The sequence below is a fragment of the Rhodococcus sp. NPDC060176 genome (assembly GCF_042728675.1).
GTDB lineage: Bacteria > Actinomycetota > Actinomycetes > Mycobacteriales > Mycobacteriaceae > Rhodococcus_F.
Genome location: NZ_JBHWYS010000007.1, coordinates 40,544 through 61,784, shown reverse-complemented (window position 1 = coordinate 61,784; position 21,241 = coordinate 40,544). Strand labels below are relative to the sequence as shown.

The following is a 21,241-nucleotide window of genomic DNA, read 5'->3' as shown; positions in this document are numbered from 1 at the left end:
TGAACGGTAGCGATTTCCCCGCTGGCTCACATTCGAAGGTTCGCCAGATTCCATTGTCAATCGGACACCGACTCGGTAGGTTCTCTCGGGTGCGCAACATTCCGATCAACGACGTCGATCGCTCACCTCGCAGTGTTCTCGCCATCGGAACCGACTACCCGCGCGGCCACGCGCTGGCTGCCCACGATCATCGGCGAGCCCAGTTCCTTTTCGCTGTGAACGGTGCGATGAACGTCGAAACCGACGACGGTGAGTGGACGGTTCTGCCGTCCAATGCGGTCATGATTCCCGCCGGTGTCGTTCATGCGGTGACGATGGACGGCGTCAGCACACGAAGCCTCTACATCGAACCGTCCGCAGTTCCCTGGTTTCCGGTCAGGTGCCGAGTGGTCGCGGTCTCGCCGCTACTACGCGAGCTACTTGTCGCTGCAGTCGACATGGATGTCGAATTGAACGTGGAGGACGACTTCTCTGCTCACGGACGTGAGACCGCAGTAGTTCAGCTGATCCTCCACGAACTTCGCGATCTTGCACCCCTACCTGTGGAACTCCCACTGCCTCGGCACCCGGGATTGCGGGCATTGTGCACGCGGTATCTCGCAGGCCCGTCGATTCACGACTCCCCCGCGCGGTGGGCCGGGCGACTCCACATCAGTGAACGAACGCTGCACCGCTTGCTGATCTCGGAAACGGGGATGAGCGCGTCGTCGTGGATGCAGCGTGCCTGCATTCTTCATGCGCTTCCGAAACTCTCCGCCGGCGTCAGTGTGACGTCCGTTGCGTCTGAACTCGGATACTCGACGCCGGCTGCCTTCGCGGCGATGTGCACCCGAGTCTCGGGTGCACCGCCCAGCAGCTATCGGGCGCGCGTCACGACACCGACACCGGGATGATGTCGGCGACGACGTCGTGGATGAGACCATCACGGACTTCGAAGGTTTCACGAATCTCCACGGTCATGAGGCGAGTGCCGCCGATTCCCGCGTCCAGCAGGTAGGTGGTCGAGACGATGTCCCCGGCCTCCGACATCTCGAGGTCTCGGACGCCCTGGATAACGCGGTATTGGGTGCCGTTTTCGAGGTCGGCGGACATCTGTGGTCCGGAGAACCCCGTCTTGAGTCCGGCTTCGACGCGGGTCGCATCCGGGGCGAAATGAACATCGGAGACGTCATGGGAGACGAGGGCGTCGATGTAGGCGCGTGCTTGCGCCTCGCGGGGTGAATCGGCCGGGTTCGGGGCTGCCGTCGCAGCGCCTCCCGCAGCCAGGATCAGGGCAGCAGTGGCAGCAGCAGTTCCGGCGATCTTTTGCAGTGTTCGCATGGGGCATCCTAACGACGAGGAGTGGTGGAAATTCGGAAAACGGCTGTCATCGAGTAGCCGTGCAGCTGCGTGGAGGGTCGACGAGCGAGCAGAAAGCCGGGGCCATGACGGGCACGTAGTCGGCGCCGACGCCGTTGTCGCGAATGATCCGGCGGTAGGTGTCGACTCCGTCGGTCGGGATTCGGGTCGCGGTGGGATCGCCGAGAACATCTACGGTGTAGAGGCCGAATCGAGGTCGGTACGAACCCCATTCGTAGTTGTCGGTGATGGACCAGTAGTTGTAGCCGATCACGTCGGCACCGTCTTCTCGGGCGCGTTCCATCCAATAGATGTGATCGCGTAGGTGATTCGAGCGTGTGTATCCGTCGGCGCGCGGCGCTCCGTTGTCGGTGGGCATGCCGTTCTCGACGATGTAGAGGGGGAGTTCGGGATACTTGCCCGAGTAACGCATCAACGCGTCGTACAGGCCTTCGGGTTGAGGTGTGACGTTGTAGAACTCGTCGAGTGCGGCGTACGCGGCAGTCGGATTGTTCAGGGCCACACCGTAGTAGTAGTCGATCCCGAGAAAGTCGAGCTTGTCGCGCACTCGATCCGTGAACACCGAATCTATCGCCTCGGACACGCCGGGAATGAAGGAGAAATTACTGCTCACACGCGCGCCGGGATCGAGAACGTGTATCCGGTCGTAGATCGCCCGGTGAACCCGAACCAATGAGTCGAACATCGACGGTGCCTGGGTGAGAGCGATTCCGCCGTAGGTCAATTCGCGCTGAACATACACAGTCGGCTCGTTGATCGTGATCCAGAGCGCCCCGATTCCGGAGTACCGCTCGACTACCTTCTCTGCGTTGACCAGCCAATCGGCTTCCGTCTTCGGATTTGTCCATCCGCCTTGATCGACAACCCATCCCGGATACACCCAGTGGTCGAGCGTGATCATCGGAGTCATGCCCCGCGCGCGGATGTGCGTCACCACGTCGTCGTAGTACGCGAATTCGGTCTCGTTCCAGTTTCCCGGGGTGGGCTGAACCCGAGCCCACTCGACGCCGAAGCGGAAAACCTTCGACCCCAGATCGGCCGCCCGGTCGATGTCCTCGGCGTAGCGATGGCGGAAGTCGACCGAATCGCCGATCTTGTCGTGGGTTCGTCCGGAGTCGGAATATCGAGACCAGTTGCTGTCCGGCGACGATCCTTCCGACTGGAATCCGGAGGTGGCAACGCCCCAGAGGAAGTCATCCGGGACCTCAGCCGAGGCGGGAGTGGGGAGGGTGAGCGCCCCGAGCAGGCACGTCAGTGCCATCAGCGCGGGCGCGATAGACCGTGACAGGGCTCCCATGCCTGGGAGACTAAGTCATACAAGTGTCCAGTCGCAGGCGTTTCGTCCGATCCGCCCGCGACTGGACCGCGTCACTCAGTCACGCTGCCGCTCAGAAAACCATGGTCATCGATCCCGGGTTCCACGTCCCGGAGCGCTGAACGGTCGCTTCGTCGATCTGGGCAGGCACTGCGCTCGGATCGATCGGTGTGTACTTCTCGATCGAACCCCAGTCGCGAGCCCAGTCGTTGTCGAGGTACGACGGAATGGTCTGAGCGCTGAGCAGCAGATCGATCCACCCCAACGGTCCACCGCCGTAGTGGTCCTGCCATGCGCTCGTCACGAGCGCGCCGGAATGGTCGGGAAGGATCCGGTACTCGGGGACCTCGGCGATTCCGACCCGGTGATCGAAGGGGCGTTGGCACGGGAATGCCAGGCCGACAGCCCAATCCAGCATGACGGGCGCCTGCGAGCCGACGACGTCGTTGAGCTTCTGGGTCTTCGGAACGCGCGGCGGGGTAACGGCCACCCATTGGTCGGCCTTGCTGTCGTAATCGCTGACGACAAGTCGAATGCTGTTGGCTTCGACGGGAATCTGATCCAGTGGCACTCGCAGGTTCCGCCATGACGGTGCCGGCCCGATGTCGAGGGGCGCGATTTTTCCGAGTGTCTCCACATCGTCTGCTTCCGCTGCGTCGACGCCGCGTGCTGTGCCGTACTCGACCTCCACGTTCTGGCCGTAGGTGACGATCCCATCCTTGTCGACGGATCGAACACGACCAGCTGTTGCAATCGAGATGATGTCGCCACGGGTTGCGTTCTCACCCACGTCGGGGAGTTCGTACCAGTCGCTGATCAGAGTGCCTGGGGAGGGCTGACCGAAACTACCCATGACCGGTGTTGTCGCCGGGTCGAGACCGAATGGCAACGCGACCGAACTGCCGTTGACTCCGGTCTGTCCGGCGCCACCACCGGTTCCGGCCGAGTTACCGGCGGTGTCCTCGGAGGTGTCGACGGTGTTCGCGCCGCCGGTAGCCGTGGCTTCCTTGTCGGCTCGAAGGTCGGAGGCGACACCGTTCGGATCGAATCCTGTCGCCCCACCTGCGGAGAGCGCCGTGGCCACATTGCCGGAGAGTGGGGTCAGCATCGACGCGTTCGGATCGGTTTCGAGCAGAACGTCGTTGGCGAGTCCGCAGTGTTGGCCGAGAACGGCGTCGACGTTCGCGCGGCCCACCGAATAGGCCGGGTATTGGGTGATCACGCCTTTAGACATGGACAGCACCTCGAAGAGGACCATGGCGCCTGCGGCGATCGTCAGTGGCGAGATGGCAAGCAGTCGAGCGTGCTTCGCGGACGGTTCCTTCCCGGCGCTGTACGGCTCACGGAAGAAGTACCACGCGGCGACGCCGAGCATCAGCACGGTCAATCCGAGGAGGACGGTGCTCGCACCGAGTCCGCCGATCGACACCGGCTTGTCCCACCACGGAACGCTGTAGCTGGACACGTAGTAATAGCTGTTGCTGCCGGTGAACGCGACCGCCAGCAGGAACAGGACAGCCGCCGCGAAGAGGGCCCGATTGCGCGGCGAGCGTAGGAGTTTCGTTCCCACGGCGACGGCCGTCATCATCGCCAGAACTGCGGTGAGTCCGGCAAAGATTCCGAAGTGGTGGGTCCACTTGGTCGGCGAGAACATCAGCAGTGGCAGTGCGCCGATCGTCAGCCCCACGACGCGGCGTGACGGACCGGCAGCCAAACCGGGAATCCGGCCGCCCTTGCGCAGCATCATCGCGGTGCAGACGCCCAAGCACAGAACCATGACGAACACACCGAATCTGCGGGTCAGGGAACCGTCGACGGAGATGTTGAAGAGGTACTGATAGCGGAGGTACTCGTCGAACCAGGGCTGATTCGGCGAGATCGAGTGGACGCGTTGCATCTCGATGACGGCGGCCAGACTCTGATCGCCGAACGCGGGGATGAGGATCGAGAGTCCGGCAGCCAACAGTGGCCCGACAGCTGCGACATAACCGGTGGTGCGCGCACGTTCGATGATGATGCGCATGATCGGGCGTATGCCGGCGATGAGTGCGGCGAAGCAGATGAGACCGGAAGGCCCGGCAGTCAAGGTGAATCCGGCGATCAGAATCGCGACAGCGACCGGTAGAAGGCGTCTCGTCGCGACGGCGCGTTCGATCGAGCACCACGTCAGCAGGACGCCGAGAGCGACGATCGGTTCGGGGCGAAGTCCGTTGTTGAAGGGAAGCCAGAATGCGAGGAAGACGAGCGCACCGGTCCAGAGGGCGAGCCGGTTTCCGCGGATTGCGGCGCCGAGTCGAGGCGCGACCTCCCGACTGATGACGAGCCAGGTGATGATGCCCGCCAGCAGAGCAGGCAGGCGGACCCAGGGGCTTGCAGTGCTGACGTGCGCCAGGAGTCCGAGGATGTTGTAGTACGGAGTCCCGAACGGGGTTTCGGGGACTGCGAACCACCGGAAGTAGTTGGACATGTAGCCGGATTGCTCGGACGCCCTGGCCATCGTGAACTGGTAGCCGTCGTCGGTCGTGGTAGCGCCGATGAAATGCCACAGCACCAGAGTTCCGACCACGACGCCGTCGAGGACGGTGAACTTCCACCACCGGGCGGGCAGGAATTTGCGTGTGCCCCGGCCGTCGCGGTTGTCGAGACGGTGCAGAGCGAAGAGGGAAACGACAGCCGTGAGCGCCCCGAGAATCATGGCGAGGGTTTTGATCATCGACGGGCTCGACGTGAAGCGAGAGTCTGTCTCGATCGAGACGTTCAAACCGGCTGCTGCCGAATCGAGGTCACTGAAGACGCCGACCACCTGTGGCCGGCTGTCGCCCTCGATGACGCGCGGTTCGGAACCGGTGGCGCTGAAGGTGGTTCGGGTCGGCTCGGCTGACAGTGTGAGCGCGCATCCACTCGGCAGATCAGCGACCGGCGTCGAGAGCAACACTTGATCGCGCAGGACCACGTCCACCCGGGCGGGGGCGTCAGCGGATTCGGGGGAGACCGTGGCGACAAATCCGTAGCGCCGCGCGTCGGCGGCACCCGGGGGAGCAGTCGAGACGAGTGTTCCGCCGGCGGCGGTCAACTCGTTGATCGACGCGCACGGAATCGATGCCTCCATACGCAGCGGTGTGTACGAGACCAATGGCGCCTCGACGCTCGCCGTCGATCCGGACTGCGGCCAGTTGACAGCGGCGGTGTCCTGTTCGATCGGCAGGAACGGAACCGATCCGCATAAAACTATGCCGAGGATCGATGCGACAATCGCAACGATCCGCGCTCGGTTCGGTCCGCTGGATCGCTCGGGGGTCGGCAAGGCCGGAGGTGCGGTCGTGGCCACGTCACTGTCTGTCACGACTTTGGACCCTATCTGTGCGTGACGTATTTGTTATAAAAGCGGGAGTAATGGGATGGTCGTGTTCCCGGTCTCGTTCCTCGGGGGTGGGGTTGTCGGCGATCGAGGCGGGGGTGCTGTGCACGAAGTTCACGAGTCCATTCCGCTGAGCCCACTACTGCGGCGGTCGACGGTCGCATTGTGCGTCGTCCTCGGAATTATCTTGGTGATTGTCTGCGGGTTCGCGGTGATCGTGCAACGCGACCCGGCGGGCTACGTCGGGGCTGTGTTGTCCGCAACCCTTTGCTTCGGGTTGGCCACGTACATGTGGAAGGTGCGCGTGATCATCACCACAGACGCCGAACGGCTGACGATCGCGCTGTCTCCAGGGCTGCGTCAGGTTTTTCGGTGGGACGAAGTTGTGTCGGCAACTCCGGTCCATATCGGGATGGGCTCCGGGATCGGTTATCGGATGACCGGCCCTGGGATGCGGGTAATTCTCGCGTCTCCCGGCGACGGGGTCCGTTTTCGTCTGCATGACGGCCGTGAAATCTCGGTGGCGACACCTCGAAGGGACGAGCTGATCGAACTTGCCAGGCGGCGGGCGCCGGACCTGCAGTGAGCGTCGCAGGTGGACCGGTGAAAAATGGGGTGCGCCTATCCTGGATAATTGACGTCAGTTCTGTGTTTCGGGCCCGTTGTTCACGCCTGTGATGCCGGACCGGTTTGCTGCCGCTTGCACAGGCACCCCGTTTGCGTACGAGAGGAACTCTCATGCTTGCCCGCACCGACCTGCGTGGTCGTACCCCATCCACGGCCGAACTTCGCGCCGCGCTTCCCCGAGGTGGAGTGGATGTGGACGCGGTACTGCATCAGGTTCGCCCGATGGTCGAAGCCGTTCGTGATCGCGGTGCAGAAGCCGCGCTCGAATTCGGCGAGAAGTTCGACGGTGTTCGTCCGTCTTCGGTTCGGGTTCCGGCTGCAGAGCTCGAGCGCGCACTTCGTGAACTCGACCCCGCCGTCAAGGAAGCCCTCGAGGTTGCGATCGAGCGCACCCGCAAGGTGCACGCCGATCAGCGTCGTAAGGACACCGTCACGGAGGTGGTCCCCGGCGGCACGGTCACCGAGCGGTGGGTTCCGGTCGAGCGCGTCGGGCTGTACGTCCCCGGCGGCAATGCCGTGTACCCGTCGAGCGTTGTCATGAACGTCGTACCGGCTCAGACTGCCGGCGTCGGATCGCTCGTAGTCGCCTCGCCCCCTCAAGCTGATTTCGGTGGGTTGCCGCACCCCACGATCCTTGCCGCGGCAGCCATGCTCGGTGTCGACGAGGTGTGGGCTGTCGGCGGCGGCCAGGGCGTCGCCCTGTTGACCTACGGCGGAATCGATACCGATGGCTCCGAGTTGGTGCCGGTAGACCTGATCACCGGTCCCGGCAACATCTACGTCACCGCCGCCAAGCGTCTGTGCCGTGGCCTGGTCGGCATCGACGCCGAGGCCGGACCCACCGAGATCGCGATCCTCGCCGACCACACGGCTGATCCGGTTCACGTTGCCGCCGATCTCATCAGCCAAGCCGAGCACGACGTCATGGCTGCCAGCGTCCTCGTCACCACCAGCGTCGAATTGGCCGACGCCGTCGACAAGGCTCTGGCCGCGCAGCTCGAGATCACCAAGCACCGCGAGCGCGTCACTACCGCACTGACCGGCAGTCAGTCGGGCACCGTGCTGGTCTCCGATGTTTCCGCCGGTCTGCGCGTCGTCAACGCCTATGCGGCCGAGCACCTCGAGATCCAGACCGAGGACGCAACCGGTGTCGCAGCTCAGGTCACCAGTGCTGGTGCCGTGTTCGTCGGCCCATGGGCGCCGGTCAGCCTCGGCGACTACTGCGCCGGCTCCAACCACGTTCTGCCGACTGCTGGGTGTGCGCGTCACTCTTCCGGTCTGAGTGTGCAGACGTTCCTTCGTGGGATCCACGTGATCGACTACTCCGAGTCGGCTCTGAAAGATGTTGCCGGACACGTCATCACGCTTGCCAATGCCGAAGACCTGCCCGCGCACGGTGAAGCTGTGCGCCTGCGATTCGAGGCATTGCGATGAGTAGCTCTGCGATGAATAGTGCTCCTGGAGGATCGATTTCGGTCGACGCACTTCCGATTCGTGAGAACCTGCGTGGCAAGTCGGCGTACGGCGCACCGCAGTTGACGGTTCCGGTTCAGCTGAACACCAACGAGAACCCGCATCCGCCGACGCAGGCGCTCATCGACGACGTCGCCGAGTCCGTGCGCGAGGCCGCGAAAGAACTGCACCGCTACCCCGACCGCGATGCCGTGGCTCTGCGGACGGATCTCGCTGCGTACCTGTCGAAGCAGACGGGAGTGCCGGTCACCGTCGACAACCTCTGGGCGGCAAACGGATCGAACGAGATTCTGCAGCAGTTGTTGCAGGCGTTCGCAGGTCCGGGACGTAGCGCGATGGGATTTGTGCCCTCGTACTCCATGCACCCGATCATCGCCGACGGGACCGATACCGAGTGGGTCGAGGTTTTCCGTCGGGACGATTTCGCACTCGACGTGGATGCTGCCGTCACCGTAATCGGTGAACGTCGGCCCGATGTCGTGTTCGTGACCAGCCCCAACAACCCGACCGGACACAGCGTCGGCATCGCGGAACTGCGACGCATCCTCGACGTGGCGCCGGGCATCGTGATCGTCGACGAGGCGTACGCGGAGTTCTCTGCTGCGCCGAGTGCGATGACGCTGATCGACGAGTTCCCGGCCAAGCTGGTTGTCACCCGCACCATGAGCAAGGCTTTCGCGTTTGCCGGTGGCCGACTCGGCTACCTCGCCGCCGCGCCCGCGTTCATCGACGCACTGTTGTTGGTGCGCTTGCCGTATCACCTGTCGGTGGTCACGCAGGCGGCGGCGCGCGCGGCCCTGCGTCACGCCGACGAGACCCTCGGCAGCGTCCATGCCCTGTCGGCCGAGCGTGATCGGGTGTCGAAGGCACTGGCGGACACCGGTTTCAGAGTGATTCCCAGCGACGCGAACTTCATCTTGTTCGGTCAGTTCACCGACAGCGCGCAGGCGTGGAAGGAATACCTCGACCGCGGAGTTCTCATCCGCGACATCGGCATCCCCGGGTATCTGCGGGCCACCGTGGGGCTCGAGGCCGAGAACGACGCGTTCATCAAGGCCAGCGACGAGATCGCAGGCACCCAGCTGGTCGACACGAATTCAGGAGAGACGGCATGAGCGATCGCATCGCGCGGATCGAACGGACAACTCGGGAATCAAGCATCGTCGTCGAACTGAATCTGGACGGGACTGGCATCGTCGACGTCTCCACCGGCGTTCCGTTCTTCGACCACATGCTCAACGCGTTGGGTACGCACGCCAGCTTCGATCTCGACGTCAAGGCGAAGGGTGATGTCGAGATCGACGCTCACCACACCGTCGAAGACACCGCGATCGTGTTCGGCCAGGCGCTCGGCCAGGCTCTCGGCGACAAGAAGGGCATCCGTCGTTTCGGTGACGCCTTCATCCCGATGGACGAAACGCTGGCGCACGCGTCGGTCGACGTCTCCGGTCGCCCGTACTGCGTGCACACCGGCGAGCCCGACTACATGGTGCATTCCGTCATCGGCGGGTACCCGGGCGTGCCGTATCACGCGGTGATCAATCGCCACGTGTTCGAGTCGATCGCCTTGAATGCGCGTATCGCACTGCACGTTCGGGTTCTGTACGGTCGCGATCAGCACCACATCACCGAGGCCGAGTACAAGGCCGTTGCGCGCGCTCTGCGCGAGGCGGTCGAGCCGGATCCGCGCGTGAGCGGCGTGCCGTCGACGAAGGGCACACTGTGAGCGTCCTCTTCACCTATCTGCTGTTCATCGGTGCGGGAATTGCTGTGGGCGGCGCCTACTCGATGTTCAAGGTCAACAAGCTGGCGTCGGGAATCCTCCTCGCGATGGCGGTTCTGGCGGCGGTAGCGGGCGCACTGCGTCTGTGACGCGAAGAGTTACTGCGTCTGTGACGCGAAAACCTGCTCCATCGCCGGGGTTACTTCGTACTCCGGGCATGGTCGGTGTCCTGATCATGGCGGCAGCAGCTTTCGGTGGCTGGTCGTTGCTGTTGCCGGTGGTGCCGTTGCTGGTTGCGCAATCCGGTGGATCGGATGCGCTTGCCGGATCGGTGACCGGTGTCTTCATGGCGGCCACGGTCTTGACGCAACTGCTCGTGCCTCGGTTGTTGCGGACGCAGGGCTACCGGCGCGTACTTGCGGTCGGGTGTCTGCTCCTCGGTCCGCCGTCGTTGGTGCTCTTGATCTCGGCCGACGCCGGTCCTGTCCTGGCCGTTTCGGCTGTGCGTGGCATCGGTTTCGGCATGCTGACGGTGGCCGGCAGTGCACTGGTGGCGGAGTTCGCGCCCAAGCGAATTCTCGGCCGTGCCACGGGCGCTCAGGGGATCGCGATCGCAGCCTCGCAGATGGCTGGGTTGCCGCTGGGGCTTGCACTCATGGAGCGGTGGTCGGCGACACCGGTATTCGTTCTCGGTGCGCTGATCCCGGCACTCGCACTGGTGGCCATCGCCCGGTTACCGAAGATCTTCGCCCAGCCCACCGGGGAATCCGCTCGGTTGAGCGTGTTCGCAGTCTTGGTTCCGGTGCTTGCTTTGGCGTGCGTGTCCGCGTCGTTCGGCGGATTGTCGTCTCTACTGCCGATCGCCATTTCGGAGCGCGCGGCCGTTGCAGGTGTGGTGTTGGCGACGGCCAGTGGGTCCATGTTGGTCGGCCGGTACTCGGCGGGACTGATCGCCGATCGTCTCGGCAGTGGGCGGACACTCGCGCCGGCATTGGCGTCGTCGACCATCGGATTGGTGCTGTTCGCGATCAACGTGGACGGCGGTTCGACGCCGGTCTTGTTCTGTGCGGCGGTCCTTTTCGGGCTCGGGTTCGGTGCGGTGCAGAACGAATCGTTGGTCATGGCGTTTCAGGCTGCCGGCCCGAGGCAATTCGGATCCGCGAGCGCGATCTGGAACATCGGCTACGACGCCGGCACCGGAATCGGAGCGCTGGCGTTGGGATTCGTGGCTACTGCAGCCGGCTATGCGTGGGTGTTCGCGGTGTCCGCGGTAGTTGTTGCCCTCCTCCCGGCACTGGCCGCGGGCGGCAAAGTGATCGGCGCCAGGGTTGCCCGATAGAGTTGGGGCATGAGCGCTTCCACGATTGCTGTACTCGATTACGGCTCCGGCAACCTGCATTCGGCCACTCGCGCCTTGGCGCGCACCGGGGCGCAGGTGGAGGTGACCAACGACATGAAGGTGGCACTGGCGGCGGACGGTCTGGTGGTGCCCGGCGTCGGCGCGTTCGCGGCCTGCATGGAAGGTCTGCGTGCAGTCCAGGGTGACCGAATCATCGGCAGACGCCTGGCCGGTGGCCGACCGGTGCTGGGCATCTGCGTCGGCATGCAGATTTTGTTCGACCGGGGAGTCGAATTCGGTGTCGAGGCGGAGGGCTGCGGCGAATGGCCCGGCACCGTCGAGAGGCTGCAAGCAGAGGTCCTGCCGCACATGGGCTGGAACACCGTGGAGGCTCCGGAGTCCAGCACCCTGTTCAAGGGTATCGACGCCGATACCCGCTTCTACTTCGTCCACTCGTACGGCGTGCAGAGTTGGGAACTCGCGCCGTCCGAGCACATTGCGCCCCCGAAGCTGACGTGGGCCGATCACGGCGGAAAGTTCCTCGCTGCCGTCGAGAACGGTGCGTTGTCCGCGACGCAGTTCCACCCCGAGAAGTCCGGCGATGCAGGCGCCGAGTTGCTGAGCAATTGGGTGCAGAGTTTGTGACCGGGGGATCCGGACCGAACCGCGGCGACGATTTCTCCCTCGCTCGTCTGGCGTTGTTCTCGCTCGGCGCCGCGGTGGCTGCGCTGGCGGTCGCCACGGTCGTCATCGTTGTGCTCAAACCATCGCCGGGCGTCGGCCTCGTGATCGGTCTCGTGGGGGTCGTCGCCGCGATTGCGGCAATGGGCGTCGTATCCAAGCGGATGACCCGAAAAGCGTTCGGTGACCCGGAGGACGGTTCGAGGTCCTGACCTACTAGGGTTACCGCACGTGAGCCTGGTCCTTTTGCCTGCTGTAGATGTCGTCAACGGTGAAGCTGTTCGCCTCGTGCAAGGAGAGGCGGGAAGTGAGACCGGTTACGGGTCGCCCCGCGACGCCGCTCTTGCCTGGCAGAACGACGGTGCCGAATGGGTGCACCTCGTCGACCTCGACGCCGCTTTCGGGCGTGGATCGAACAGCGAACTGCTGGCCGGCGTCATCGGGGACCTGACGGTCAAGGTGGAACTCTCCGGAGGAATCCGCGACGACGCCTCCCTGGAAGCTGCGCTGGCCACCGGCTGTGCTCGCGTGAATCTCGGTACCGCCGCAATCGAAGATCCCGAGTGGTGTGCACGTGCCTTGGCCAAGTACGGCGACAAGATCGCCGTCGGCCTCGATGTTCGTCTCGTCGACGGCCAGTACCGCACCCGTGGTCGCGGCTGGGTCACCGACGGCGGGGATCTGTGGGAGACCCTCGCGCGTTTGGACCGTGACGGCTGCACCCGTTACGTCGTCACCGACGTCTCCAAGGACGGCACGCTCACCGGGCCCAATCTCGAACTTCTCAGCCAGGTCTGCGCGGTCACCGACGCGCACGTCGTCGCCTCCGGCGGTGTGTCGACCATCGAGGATCTCCTCGCTATTTCCAGCCTGGTAGATCAGGGTGTCGAAGGCGCGATCGTCGGCAAGGCGCTCTACGCGGGTCGCTTCACTCTCCCCGAAGCACTGGCAGCAGTTTCCGGATAGATTTTCCAGATGACTCCGACGCGTGACCTCGACGAACTTCTCGCGATTGCGGGTCGGCTTCTCGACGGCGTCCACGATCAGTTCGTCTCCGGTGTCGGTGCCCCGAGCGCGGTCCGCAAGGGTTGGGGCGATTTTGCCACCGAGGTCGATCTCGCGCTGGAGAAGCGGTTGAGCGCGGAGTTGTTCGAGCAGACCGGCATCGAGGTGCACGGCGAGGAATTCGGTGGCCCCGACGTCGGTTCGGGACTTGTCTGGGTTCTCGACCCCGTCGACGGCACTTTCAATTACTCGGCCGGATTGCCTACTGCCGGAACGCTGTTGGCGCTGCTCGACGACGGTGTCCCGGTGCTCGGATTGACCTGGCTTCCGTTGATCGGTCACACGTACGCCACTCGCGCGGGCGGTCCGTTGTTGGTCAACGGAATCGCCGTGCCGCCACTGGAGCCGACCGATCTGGCGTCGTCGATCGTCGGCTTGGGCGCACTCAACGTCAACAGTCGTGGCCGGATCCCCGGTAGCTTCCGACTCGACCTGCTCGCCGAGATCAGCAAGGTGTCTTCGCGGATCCGGATACACGGCTCCACCGGAGTCGATCTGGCCTTCACCGCGGCCGGAATCCTGGGCGGTGCGATCGTCTACGGCCGCAACGCGTGGGACAACGCGGCCGGGGTCGCACTCGTTCGCGGTGCGGGCGGGGTGGTCACCGATCTGGCCGGCAATCCGTGGACCGTAGAATCGGAGTCGGTGCTCGCCGCCGCTCCGGGCATCCACGGTGAGATTCTCGATATCCTCAACGCGCTCGGTGATCCGCGCGCTTCGTCCTCAGGAGGACCACAGTCATGACCCTCGCAGTTCGTGTGATTCCGTGCCTCGACGTCGACGCCGGACGAGTGGTCAAGGGTGTCAATTTCGAGAATCTTCGCGACGCCGGAGATCCCGTGGAACTCGCGGCAGCGTACGACGCTCAGGGTGCCGACGAACTGACGTTCCTGGACGTGACCGCATCCACGTCGGATCGCGGCACGATGCTCGACGTCGTAAGTCGTACTGCCGAGCAGGTTTTCATTCCCCTCACCGTCGGAGGCGGGGTGCGCACGGTCGCGGACGTCGATCGTCTGCTGCGTGCCGGTGCCGACAAGGTCAGCGTCAATACCGCGGCGATCGCGCGCCCGGAACTGCTCAAGGAACTGAGTGAGCGTTTCGGCTCGCAGTGCATCGTCCTCTCGGTCGATGCCCGCACCGTTCCCCAGGGGCAGCCGGATACTCCGTCGGGCTGGGAGGTCACCACGCACGGAGGCAAACGCGGCACCGGGATCGACGCGGTGGAGTGGGCCGAGCGTGGCGCGGAGTTGGGAGTGGGGGAGATCCTGCTGAACTCGATGGATGCCGACGGCACCAAGGCCGGCTTCGACCTGCTGATGATCCGCGCTGTCCGTGCAGCGGTCCACGTACCGGTGATCGCCAGCGGCGGCGCCGGCCTGGTCGAGCACTTCGCCCCGGCTGTCGAAGCCGGCGCGGACGCAGTTCTCGCAGCAAGCGTCTTCCACTTCGGCGATCTGAGCATCCCGCAGGTCAAGGATGCGATGCGTGCCGAGGGAATCGTCGTTCGCTAGGCGTTCTCGGCGCGGATCCCGTCGAACATGAGGCGGCTGATGGCCTGGTTCAATGCCGTGCAGTCGACGGACGAATCGGCTCGCAATCCTTGAATCGCACTTGCCAGCATCATGCCGTTGACGGCCTGTGCAGTGTTGTCGACGTCGAGGTCGGCGCGTAGATAGCCGCATTCGACTCCGTGATGCAGGTACGCCGCTGTCAACGATGCCGACTGATCGAGTAGATCGAGCATCCGGCCGGTGAGATCGGCGTCGACTCCCGTCGTCTCGAAAAGCAGCACCCGCGGGATGCGTGGGTCGTCGAAGAAGATGCGGGGGAGCGCTTCGGCGATCCGTCCCACTTGAGCGCGGTACTCGTCCAGAGTGCTTGCTGCGTCAGGTGAATTCTCGGTGGCCAGTGCGCTGATGATCTTGGCGATCAGGTCGTCGATGACGTGGTCGATGATGTCGCGCTTGTTCTCGAAGTACCGGTAGAAGGTCCCGTGGCCGATTCCGAGAGTTGTTGCGATGTCGGCAATTCCGGTTGCGTGATAGCCGCGCTCGGCGAAGCACTCGAACGATGCGTCGATGATCTCGCGGCGTAATTCCGCCTTCTTTCGTTCCGCTCTGGTCATGGCCTTCGTCACGTCAGGAATGATACCGTTCTCCATAACGGAATGGCATGTCATTTTCTGATGTGCAGTTCATGAGTGCGTAGTTCATGAGAGGGATTCTCCGATGGCAGTGCAGTACGACGCAGTAGTGGTGGGGGCGGGCTTCGGCGGAATGGGTGCGGCCATTCAACTCAAGCGGCTGGGCCTGAACAAGCTGGCGATCCTCGAGCGCGAGGACGATTTGGGTGGAACGTGGCACGTCAACCGCTATCCCGGGTTGGCTGTCGACATCGCGTCGGTCACGTATTCGTATTCGTTCGAGCCCAATCCGAACTGGTCCAGGCTCTTTGCGCCGGGCGCCGAACTCAAGAAGTACGCCGATCACGTCGCAGACAAATACGACCTGCGCAAGCACATGACGTTCGGTGCCGTGGTCGACGGAGCCCGCTGGGACGAGGATTCCTCGCACTGGGTCGTATCCGTCGAGGGGGCGCCGGACATCACTACCAAGTACCTCCTGACTGCGACGGGTTTCCTGTCGCAACCGCATCGGCCGGACATCTCCGGTATCGACGACTTCGCCGGCAAGATCATTCACACCACTGCCTGGGACGATTCCTACGATCTGTCCGGCACCAAGACCGCAATCATCGGAACCGGTGCTACTGCTGTGCAGTTGATCCCCGAGGTGGCGCGTCAGGCCGCAGAGTTGACCGTCTACCAGCGCACGCCGATCTGGGTGGTTCCCAAGATCGACGTCCCCATCCCGAATGCAGTGCAGAAGCTGTTCTCGCGCATTCCGCTCACACAGCGAATCGCCCGCGCCGTCAGTTCGTCGATTCTCGAAATGATCATGGTCAGCGCAGTCCTGCATTACAAGCAGGTCAAACTGTTGAACAAGGGAGCGTCGGCCGCATCACGCGCGTTCCTGCGGTCCCAGGTCCGAGATGCGACCCTGCGCAAGCAACTCACACCGGACTACGACTTCGGGTGCAAGCGGCCCACGTTCTCCAACAGCTACTTCCGTACGTTCACCAAAGACAACGTGCATCTCGAAACGACGTCGATCGACCACATTGCTGCCGACGGAATCGTCACGGCCGACGGCCGCAAGACCGAGATCGACACCTTGCTGCTGGCAACAGGCTTCAACCTCTGGGACGTGAACTTTCCGGCCATCGAGGTTATCGGGCGCGAGGGCAGAAACCTCGGTAAGTGGTGGCGTGACAACCGTTTCCAGGCTTACGAAGGCGTCGCGGTTCCTTACTTCCCCAATTTCCTCACGCTCGCCAGTCCCTACTCGTACAGCGGTTTGTCCTACTTCACGACGATCGAATCCCAGATGCAGCACATGGATCGACTGTTCGGCGAGGTGAAACGGCGCGGCGCGGAAACATTCGAGGTCACCGAAACTGCCAACGCCGAGTTCCTCGACCGGATGACAGAGAACTTGGCGGACTCCGTCTTCTACGGCGGCAGTTGCCAGACCGCGCGAAGCTATTACTTCAATCAGCACGGTGAGGCTGCGATCCTGCGGCCCACATCGACACGCAACGCTTTCAGCGAAGCGAAACGCTTTCCGCTCGACGACTATTCGATCGTCTAGGCGGCCATGTGCCGGTGTTCGGCTATCTGGCTGATCTGACGCCGGCGGGAACCGATATCACGGGATAGCGGTTCTGCCGGTTCAGCCGGGAAGAGACCGAACTGTGAATCAGTTGGCTCACCGCGGAGGCAGCGCCTTTTCGCGGTGAGCCGATCACGATGGTGAAGGCGTCGTACTTGTCCGCGGTCGCGAGGATGACACCGGCAGGATCTCCGTAGGTGCAGTCGTACGTCCAGGCGTCTGTGTGTGAGGCGAGTGTCGAGGTTGTCTGCTCGCGTTGCGCCACCATCTCGTCGTGCAGGCGTGTTTCGAATTGTGGTGAGTCGGTTTCGACAGGCAGGTCCTCGGACGTGATGCAGTGAACGACGTGGAGGGCTGAATCCTCCTTGGCGGCAAGCGTCAGTGCGTAGCTGAGTACATTCTTGCTGGTAGTACCTGGGCCGATGCCGAGAACGATGTGGCGGGTTCGGACGCGATCGGTATTCGGGTTCGCGAGATGGCAGGTGTACTCCGGGTGCGGACCGTCATGATGCTGATGGTTCATGTCGGATCTTCTTCCACGGTGACGGCGAAGGAACTTCCATTCTAGGGCGGCCGTGCAGGGGAATTCCACGGAAGTCACAGGTGGAAGGTATAAACGTCATATGAGCCTTGATCCCGCAATCGCGGCGAAGCTGAAGCGAAACGACGCCGGACTGTTCAGCGCGGTTGCGCAGGAGAAGTCGACCGGTGATGTGCTGATGGTCGCGTGGATGGACGACGAAGCGCTCGCGCGAACACTGGAAACCCGTAAGGGGACGTACTATTCGCGCTCGCGGCAGCAGTACTGGGTCAAGGGAGAGACCTCCGGGCACACCCAGTACGTACACGAGGTGCGCCTTGATTGTGACGGCGATTCCGTCTTGCTGATCGTCGATCAGGAGGGCGCCGCATGCCACACCGGCACTCACACGTGTTTTGACACCGACGTCCTGCTCGCCGGTCAGTAGTGACGCGACATGGCCACTGACAAGACTCCACAACCGCTCGACTACTCGTTCACCTCACCCATCGAGAAAGACGGGGCGTTCGCGACGTTCTTGACCGTGCCCGGCTCGGCGGAACTTCTGGGAACCAGACGCGCTGTCAAAGTGGTGGGGACCCTCGATGGTGAGCATCCCTTCGAGGCGACGCTGATGCCCTCCGGCGACGGACCTCACTGGCTTCCGCTGCGCGTGGCACTCTGCAAGGCGATCGGCAAGAGCGCCGCTGGAGAAGAAGTATCAGTACATCTACAGCAGCGACTGAGCTGAAGTTTCGCTCGAACCGAGGAGCCTCATGGTCGACAAAGCAGTTGATTCGTTGCAGTTGGTGGCGCGAGAACTGAGCCCGTTCGGCGGTGACGAAGGGAAAACACGCACGCTCCGCATGTCGCGGACGCTCGCGGCACCCATCGGCACCGTCTGGGCGGCGGTCACCGAGTTCGACCGCATCCCGCTGTGGTTCATGCCGGTGTCGGGGGAGGCTCGGATCGGCGGGCGCTACCAACTCGACGGCAACGCCGGCGGCGAAATTCTGGTGTGTGATGCTCCACGAACCCTCCGTATCACCTGGGAATACGGCGGTGACGTGAGCTATGTGACGGTGAACCTCACCGAAAAAGACGGCAGTGCAACACAAGACGGCAGTGCAACACTGTTCGACTTCGAACACACCGCGGACGTCGAGGCGGATCGGTGGGCCGAGTACGGTCCTGGCGCCGTCGGCGTCGGCTGGGACATGGGATTGCTCGGGTTGGCTCGACACGTGGAACTCGGGATTGCGACGCCGCTCGAGACACCCGAATGGTCGGCGAGTGACGAGGCCAAGGCATTCATCGCGGGAAGCAGCGAATCATGGGCCGCTGCCGCAATCGCATCGGGCGACGACCCGGATGCCGCCCGCGCCGCCGCTGCCCGCACGACGGCTGCATACACGGGGTAGATCGCCGCTACGGGGACTAACATCGGAATAGTCTGGTTGTTGCGGGACTTCCGCGCCACGAGCGGAGACGACGATGGTGTATCGGCTCATCGAAGTAGTGACGGTGTTCGTTCACTTCGGGTTTGTTCTCTATGTGGTGCTGGGTGGATTCGTGGCGTGGAAGTGGCGTCGTACCATTGCATTCCATCTTGTTGCGGTTGTCTGGGGAGCCGGTTCGATAGCGGTCGGATATGACTGCCCGCTGACCAATCTCGAGAATTGGGCCCGCCGGATGGCCGGAATCGCGGAATTGCCGTCCACCGGATTCATCTCGCACTACATCACCGGGGTGTTCTATCCAGTGAGTATCGAAGGCCTTGTGCAAGCGTTCGCGGCGACGGTGGTTGTCGGATCCTGGGTGGGATACGTGCTGCTCGGACGGCATGCGAAGGCTGAGGTAAAAGCGTCGTCAGTGTCGTGATTCCGTTTCGAACGACCCCTGCCGTTTCGTGATGGAAACGGCAGGGCGGCGCATCGTAGGATTTACACGCGAGTCAGTGCCACAACCGGGATGGTGCGGATTCCGGCTGTCTTCTCCGCGTATTCGGCAAATCCGGGATATCGGCTGGCCTGTTCGTCGTAGATTCGGTCGCGCTTCTCGCCGGTTACTTCGCTGACGGAGACCCGATACGTTTCGGTACCGACCTCGACCTCGGCCTGGTCAGCGGCAACAAGGTTGTAGTACCAGTCGGGGTTGGTCGGGGCGCCGGCCTTCGACGCGAAGACATAAACGGTGTTCGGATCCTGCTCGTCTGCCAGATACATCATCGGGCTCACGAACTCGCGTCCCGACTTGCGTCCGGTGTGATGGACCAACACCATTGGCGCACCTTCGAAAGGTCCGCCAACTTTGCCTTCGTTCGCGCGGAATTCCGCAATGATGCCGGCGTTCCAATCGTCAGGACTCATCTCTGTTGTCTTCCTGTCTGCGAGTGGAGAAGTGCTTTGCCGCCAAGCTTTGCACAACTGGTGAATCGAGGAGAGGTCATCTTCGAGCCTCTGATGATCTACTATCTACGTATGAACGCAGATAGTGGTGTTTGTCGCCGAAAACTTCCCGATGATCAAGTCGACCTCGTGGTGGAGGTTTTCCGCATGCTGGCCGACGCGACCCGTGTGCAGGTGTTGTGGGCATTGGTCGACCGAGAGTGCTCGGTGAACGAACTGGCAGAGCGCGTCGGCAAGCCGGCGCCTTCGGTGTCGCAGCACCTGGCAAAGCTGCGCATGGCGAGGTTGGTCCGAACGCGCCGCGACGGTACGACAGTGTTCTATCGTCTCGAGAACGACCATGTGCGCCAACTGGTTACGGATGCGGTGTTCAATGCCGAGCATGCCGGACCTGGGTTGCCGGGCCATCACCGTAGTGAGGGTGAGCTTCGGGAGATTCACCCGGAGCGCTCCGCGAAGGCCGAGCGGACCGATCGAGAAGAAGGTGCGTCATGACGCACGAGCCCAGAACATCCCATGGTCATGGTCACGGTCACGGTCACGGTCACGGTCATGGACACGGTCACAGTCATGGGCACGGTTACGGGCCGAAGGGATTTCGATCGGCAGTCAGGGAAGTGTTCTCTCCGCACAGTCATGACGCCGCGGACAGCGTCGACGATGCACTGGAATCGAGTGAGATCGGCATCCGGGCGGTCAAGATCAGTCTTGTCGCTCTCGGTGTCACCGCGGTGGCTCAGGTTGCAATCGTGGCAATTTCGGGTTCGGTGGCCCTGCTGGCGGACACGATTCACAACTTCTCCGATGCGCTCACGGCAGTTCCACTCTGGATTGCGTTTGCACTCGGTCGGCGAGCTGCGACCAGGCGCTATACCTACGGTTTCGGGCGTGCAGAGGACCTGGCCGGATTGTTCGTGCTTGCGATGATCGCGCTGTCGGCGGTGATTGCCGGTGTGGAGGCGGTACGAAGATTGATCAATCCGGTAGAGATCGAGCATCTCGGTTGGGTAGCGGCGGCAGGGTTGATCGGTTTCATCGGCAATGAACTCGTGGCGTTGTATCGGATCCGAGTCGGAAGGCAGATCGGCTCAGCTGCATTGGTCGCTGATGGACTGCACGCCCGGACAGATGGATTCACCTCGCTCGCAGTCCTTCTGGGAGCTGGGGGAGTCGCTCTGGGGTTCCCGTTGGCAGATCCGATCATCGGTCTTGTCATCACAGTGGCGATCGTGGCCGTGCTGCGGACCGCGGCACGAGACGTCTTCCGGCGACTGATGGACGGTGTCGAACCGGAGTTGTTGGACGATGCCGAACTTGCGCTACAGCGCGAGCCCGGGGTTCTCGGCGTACGTGATTTGAAGATGCGGTGGATCGGACACCGATTGCATGCCGATGCAGAACTCGACATCGATCCCCGGGCAACCCTTGCCGAAGCCCACGCGATCGCGCATAGCGCCGAGCATTCGCTCACCCACGCGGTGCCCAAGCTCGCGACTGCCCTTGTTCACGCCTATCCGGGGCATGATTCGCCGAATCTCGAGGCGGCGCGCGGATCGCAGGCCTGAACAGCAAAAACAAACCTCGCGGAATCCTTTGCGGAATTTCTCGGGAACCTCGCGCTGCCATTTGACGGACTGAG

Annotated in this window: 25 protein-coding genes; 19 read left to right on the top strand and 6 right to left on the bottom strand. The window is 63.1% G+C overall.

The features are described from left to right. Positions 1–89 precede the first annotated feature (89 nt). On the top strand, positions 90–893 hold the full coding sequence (locus tag ACFWEM_RS26325) for an AraC family transcriptional regulator (RefSeq protein WP_378538698.1): 804 nt from the start codon (positions 90–92) through the stop codon (positions 891–893). On the opposite strand, the gene ACFWEM_RS26320 is transcribed toward ACFWEM_RS26325, so the two are convergent. The 3 genes from ACFWEM_RS26320 to ACFWEM_RS26310 form a co-directional block, all read right to left on the bottom strand. Next, entirely contained in the window at positions 871–1,320 is a 450-nt protein-coding gene (locus ACFWEM_RS26320) for a hypothetical protein (protein WP_378538696.1), read from the bottom strand. The two genes, ACFWEM_RS26325 and ACFWEM_RS26320, sit on opposite strands and share 23 nt — an antisense overlap. A gap of 46 nt (positions 1,321–1,366) precedes the next feature. Next, positions 1,367–2,620 (bottom strand): glycoside hydrolase family 1 protein, encoded by a 1,254-nt coding sequence (locus ACFWEM_RS26315; protein WP_378538901.1) that lies wholly within the window; start codon positions 2,618–2,620, stop codon positions 1,367–1,369. A gap of 127 nt (positions 2,621–2,747) precedes the next feature. Next, positions 2,748–6,002 carry an arabinosyltransferase domain-containing protein gene (locus tag ACFWEM_RS26310; protein ID WP_378538900.1) on the bottom strand — a complete coding sequence of 1,085 codons (3,255 nt, stop codon included), beginning with the start codon at positions 6,000–6,002 and terminating at the stop codon, positions 2,748–2,750. A gap of 70 nt (positions 6,003–6,072) precedes the next feature. On the opposite strand from ACFWEM_RS26310, the gene ACFWEM_RS26305 reads away from it, so the two are divergent. From ACFWEM_RS26305 to hisF, 11 genes are all read left to right on the top strand, one after another. Then, positions 6,073–6,618, top strand: a complete 546-nt coding sequence (locus ACFWEM_RS26305; protein WP_378538693.1) for a hypothetical protein — start codon at positions 6,073–6,075, stop codon at positions 6,616–6,618. 152 nt (positions 6,619–6,770) lie between these two features. Continuing rightward, complete coding sequence (gene hisD, locus ACFWEM_RS26300) at positions 6,771–8,093, top strand: histidinol dehydrogenase (RefSeq protein ID WP_378538691.1); 1,323 nt, start codon at positions 6,771–6,773, stop codon at positions 8,091–8,093. Positions 8,094–8,104: 11 nt separating this feature from the next. Next, entirely contained in the window at positions 8,105–9,247 is a 1,143-nt protein-coding gene (locus ACFWEM_RS26295; protein ID WP_378538689.1) for a histidinol-phosphate transaminase, read from the top strand. Next, positions 9,244–9,858 (top strand): imidazoleglycerol-phosphate dehydratase HisB, encoded by a 615-nt coding sequence (gene hisB / locus ACFWEM_RS26290; protein ID WP_003942383.1) that lies wholly within the window; start codon positions 9,244–9,246, stop codon positions 9,856–9,858. Before ACFWEM_RS26295 ends, hisB begins: the two co-directional genes overlap by 4 nt. Further along, positions 9,855–10,004: a hypothetical protein gene (locus ACFWEM_RS26285; RefSeq protein ID WP_230813421.1), complete on the top strand. Its 150-nt coding sequence runs from the start codon at positions 9,855–9,857 to the stop codon at positions 10,002–10,004. Before hisB ends, ACFWEM_RS26285 begins: the two co-directional genes overlap by 4 nt. 68 nt (positions 10,005–10,072) lie before the next feature. After that, the gene (locus ACFWEM_RS26280; RefSeq protein ID WP_378538686.1) at positions 10,073–11,194 is read left to right on the top strand and encodes an MFS transporter; all 1,122 of its coding nucleotides are present in this window, start codon (positions 10,073–10,075) and stop codon (positions 11,192–11,194) included. 9 nt (positions 11,195–11,203) lie between these two features. Beyond that, positions 11,204–11,839, top strand: coding sequence for an imidazole glycerol phosphate synthase subunit HisH (gene hisH / locus ACFWEM_RS26275; RefSeq protein WP_003942389.1), 636 nt, complete (start codon positions 11,204–11,206; stop codon positions 11,837–11,839). After that, a complete protein-coding gene (locus tag ACFWEM_RS26270) occupies positions 11,836–12,087 on the top strand; it encodes a hypothetical protein (protein ID WP_042449550.1) in 252 nt (83 codons plus the stop codon). Before hisH ends, ACFWEM_RS26270 begins: the two co-directional genes overlap by 4 nt. A gap of 19 nt (positions 12,088–12,106) precedes the next feature. Then, a complete protein-coding gene (gene priA, locus ACFWEM_RS26265; protein WP_003942371.1) occupies positions 12,107–12,841 on the top strand; it encodes a bifunctional 1-(5-phosphoribosyl)-5-((5-phosphoribosylamino)methylideneamino)imidazole-4-carboxamide isomerase/phosphoribosylanthranilate isomerase PriA in 735 nt (244 codons plus the stop codon). Positions 12,842–12,850: 9 nt separating this feature from the next. Beyond that, a complete protein-coding gene (locus ACFWEM_RS26260; protein ID WP_378449586.1) occupies positions 12,851–13,684 on the top strand; it encodes an inositol monophosphatase family protein in 834 nt (277 codons plus the stop codon). Further along, the gene (hisF, locus tag ACFWEM_RS26255) at positions 13,681–14,454 is read left to right on the top strand and encodes an imidazole glycerol phosphate synthase subunit HisF (protein WP_095969965.1); all 774 of its coding nucleotides are present in this window, start codon (positions 13,681–13,683) and stop codon (positions 14,452–14,454) included. Before ACFWEM_RS26260 ends, hisF begins: the two co-directional genes overlap by 4 nt. Here the strand turns inward: hisF and ACFWEM_RS26250 are convergent. Beyond that, complete coding sequence (locus tag ACFWEM_RS26250; protein WP_378449660.1) at positions 14,451–15,068, bottom strand: TetR/AcrR family transcriptional regulator; 618 nt, start codon at positions 15,066–15,068, stop codon at positions 14,451–14,453. The two genes, hisF and ACFWEM_RS26250, sit on opposite strands and share 4 nt — an antisense overlap. A gap of 103 nt (positions 15,069–15,171) precedes the next feature. On the opposite strand from ACFWEM_RS26250, the gene ACFWEM_RS26245 reads away from it, so the two are divergent. Beyond that, positions 15,172–16,653 carry a flavin-containing monooxygenase gene (locus tag ACFWEM_RS26245; protein WP_378538683.1) on the top strand — a complete coding sequence of 494 codons (1,482 nt, stop codon included), beginning with the start codon at positions 15,172–15,174 and terminating at the stop codon, positions 16,651–16,653. Positions 16,654–16,675: 22 nt separating this feature from the next. Here ACFWEM_RS26245 and ACFWEM_RS26240 read toward each other — a convergent pair whose 3' ends face one another. Continuing rightward, positions 16,676–17,197: a universal stress protein gene (locus tag ACFWEM_RS26240; RefSeq protein ID WP_378538680.1), complete on the bottom strand. Its 522-nt coding sequence runs from the start codon at positions 17,195–17,197 to the stop codon at positions 16,676–16,678. Positions 17,198–17,297: 100 nt separating this feature from the next. Between ACFWEM_RS26240 and hisI the strand changes: the two genes are divergently transcribed. From hisI to ACFWEM_RS26220, 4 genes are all read left to right on the top strand, one after another. Continuing rightward, the gene (gene hisI, locus ACFWEM_RS26235; RefSeq protein ID WP_378538677.1) at positions 17,298–17,642 is read left to right on the top strand and encodes a phosphoribosyl-AMP cyclohydrolase; all 345 of its coding nucleotides are present in this window, start codon (positions 17,298–17,300) and stop codon (positions 17,640–17,642) included. Positions 17,643–17,651: 9 nt separating this feature from the next. Then, positions 17,652–17,945 (top strand): DUF1905 domain-containing protein, encoded by a 294-nt coding sequence (locus tag ACFWEM_RS26230; protein WP_378449582.1) that lies wholly within the window; start codon positions 17,652–17,654, stop codon positions 17,943–17,945. Positions 17,946–17,970: 25 nt separating this feature from the next. Beyond that, positions 17,971–18,615 carry an SRPBCC family protein gene (locus ACFWEM_RS26225; RefSeq protein WP_378538673.1) on the top strand — a complete coding sequence of 215 codons (645 nt, stop codon included), beginning with the start codon at positions 17,971–17,973 and terminating at the stop codon, positions 18,613–18,615. 73 nt (positions 18,616–18,688) lie between these two features. Further along, positions 18,689–19,075 carry a DUF2784 domain-containing protein gene (locus tag ACFWEM_RS26220; protein WP_378538669.1) on the top strand — a complete coding sequence of 129 codons (387 nt, stop codon included), beginning with the start codon at positions 18,689–18,691 and terminating at the stop codon, positions 19,073–19,075. A gap of 62 nt (positions 19,076–19,137) precedes the next feature. Here the strand turns inward: ACFWEM_RS26220 and ACFWEM_RS26215 are convergent, their stop codons facing one another. After that, positions 19,138–19,563, bottom strand: a complete 426-nt coding sequence (locus tag ACFWEM_RS26215) for a nitroreductase/quinone reductase family protein (RefSeq protein ID WP_378538666.1) — start codon at positions 19,561–19,563, stop codon at positions 19,138–19,140. A gap of 111 nt (positions 19,564–19,674) precedes the next feature. Here ACFWEM_RS26215 and ACFWEM_RS26210 point away from each other — a divergent pair, with 111 nt between their 5' ends. Then, on the top strand, positions 19,675–20,097 hold the full coding sequence (locus ACFWEM_RS26210; RefSeq protein WP_378538663.1) for an ArsR/SmtB family transcription factor: 423 nt from the start codon (positions 19,675–19,677) through the stop codon (positions 20,095–20,097). Beyond that, a complete protein-coding gene (locus tag ACFWEM_RS26205) occupies positions 20,094–21,167 on the top strand; it encodes a cation diffusion facilitator family transporter (protein WP_378538661.1) in 1,074 nt (357 codons plus the stop codon). The genes ACFWEM_RS26210 and ACFWEM_RS26205 overlap by 4 nt, the downstream gene beginning before the upstream one ends. Positions 21,168–21,241: the final 74 nt, after the last annotated feature.

What these genes read in the sequence shown, in the direction of transcription:
- ACFWEM_RS26305 (WP_378538693.1), top strand. Translation starts at nt 6,073, where the DNA reads ATGGTCGTGTTCCCGGTCTCGTTCCTCGGGGGTGGGGTTGTCGGCGAT.
- ACFWEM_RS26280 (WP_378538686.1), top strand. Translation starts at nt 10,073, where the DNA reads ATGGTCGGTGTCCTGATCATGGCGGCAGCAGCTTTCGGTGGCTGGTCG.
- ACFWEM_RS26245 (WP_378538683.1), top strand. Translation starts at nt 15,172, where the DNA reads ATGGCAGTGCAGTACGACGCAGTAGTGGTGGGGGCGGGCTTCGGCGGA.
- ACFWEM_RS26230 (WP_378449582.1), top strand. Translation starts at nt 17,652, where the DNA reads ATGGCCACTGACAAGACTCCACAACCGCTCGACTACTCGTTCACCTCA.
- hisH (WP_003942389.1), top strand. Translation starts at nt 11,204, where the DNA reads ATGAGCGCTTCCACGATTGCTGTACTCGATTACGGCTCCGGCAACCTG.
- hisF (WP_095969965.1), top strand. Translation starts at nt 13,681, where the DNA reads ATGACCCTCGCAGTTCGTGTGATTCCGTGCCTCGACGTCGACGCCGGA.
- ACFWEM_RS26205 (WP_378538661.1), top strand. Translation starts at nt 20,094, where the DNA reads ATGACGCACGAGCCCAGAACATCCCATGGTCATGGTCACGGTCACGGT.
- hisI (WP_378538677.1), top strand. Translation starts at nt 17,298, where the DNA reads ATGAGCCTTGATCCCGCAATCGCGGCGAAGCTGAAGCGAAACGACGCC.
- hisD (WP_378538691.1), top strand. Translation starts at nt 6,771, where the DNA reads ATGCTTGCCCGCACCGACCTGCGTGGTCGTACCCCATCCACGGCCGAA.
- ACFWEM_RS26295 (WP_378538689.1), top strand. Translation starts at nt 8,105, where the DNA reads ATGAATAGTGCTCCTGGAGGATCGATTTCGGTCGACGCACTTCCGATT.
- hisB (WP_003942383.1), top strand. Translation starts at nt 9,244, where the DNA reads ATGAGCGATCGCATCGCGCGGATCGAACGGACAACTCGGGAATCAAGC.
- ACFWEM_RS26250 (WP_378449660.1), bottom strand. Translation starts at nt 15,068, where the DNA reads ATGACCAGAGCGGAACGAAAGAAGGCGGAATTACGCCGCGAGATCATC.
- ACFWEM_RS26240 (WP_378538680.1), bottom strand. Translation starts at nt 17,197, where the DNA reads ATGAACCATCAGCATCATGACGGTCCGCACCCGGAGTACACCTGCCAT.
- ACFWEM_RS26220 (WP_378538669.1), top strand. Translation starts at nt 18,689, where the DNA reads ATGGTGTATCGGCTCATCGAAGTAGTGACGGTGTTCGTTCACTTCGGG.
- ACFWEM_RS26260 (WP_378449586.1), top strand. Translation starts at nt 12,851, where the DNA reads ATGACTCCGACGCGTGACCTCGACGAACTTCTCGCGATTGCGGGTCGG.
- ACFWEM_RS26320 (WP_378538696.1), bottom strand. Translation starts at nt 1,320, where the DNA reads ATGCGAACACTGCAAAAGATCGCCGGAACTGCTGCTGCCACTGCTGCC.
- ACFWEM_RS26315 (WP_378538901.1), bottom strand. Translation starts at nt 2,620, where the DNA reads ATGGCACTGACGTGCCTGCTCGGGGCGCTCACCCTCCCCACTCCCGCC.
- ACFWEM_RS26215 (WP_378538666.1), bottom strand. Translation starts at nt 19,563, where the DNA reads ATGAGTCCTGACGATTGGAACGCCGGCATCATTGCGGAATTCCGCGCG.
- ACFWEM_RS26225 (WP_378538673.1), top strand. Translation starts at nt 17,971, where the DNA reads ATGGTCGACAAAGCAGTTGATTCGTTGCAGTTGGTGGCGCGAGAACTG.
- ACFWEM_RS26210 (WP_378538663.1), top strand. Translation starts at nt 19,675, where the DNA reads ATGAACGCAGATAGTGGTGTTTGTCGCCGAAAACTTCCCGATGATCAA.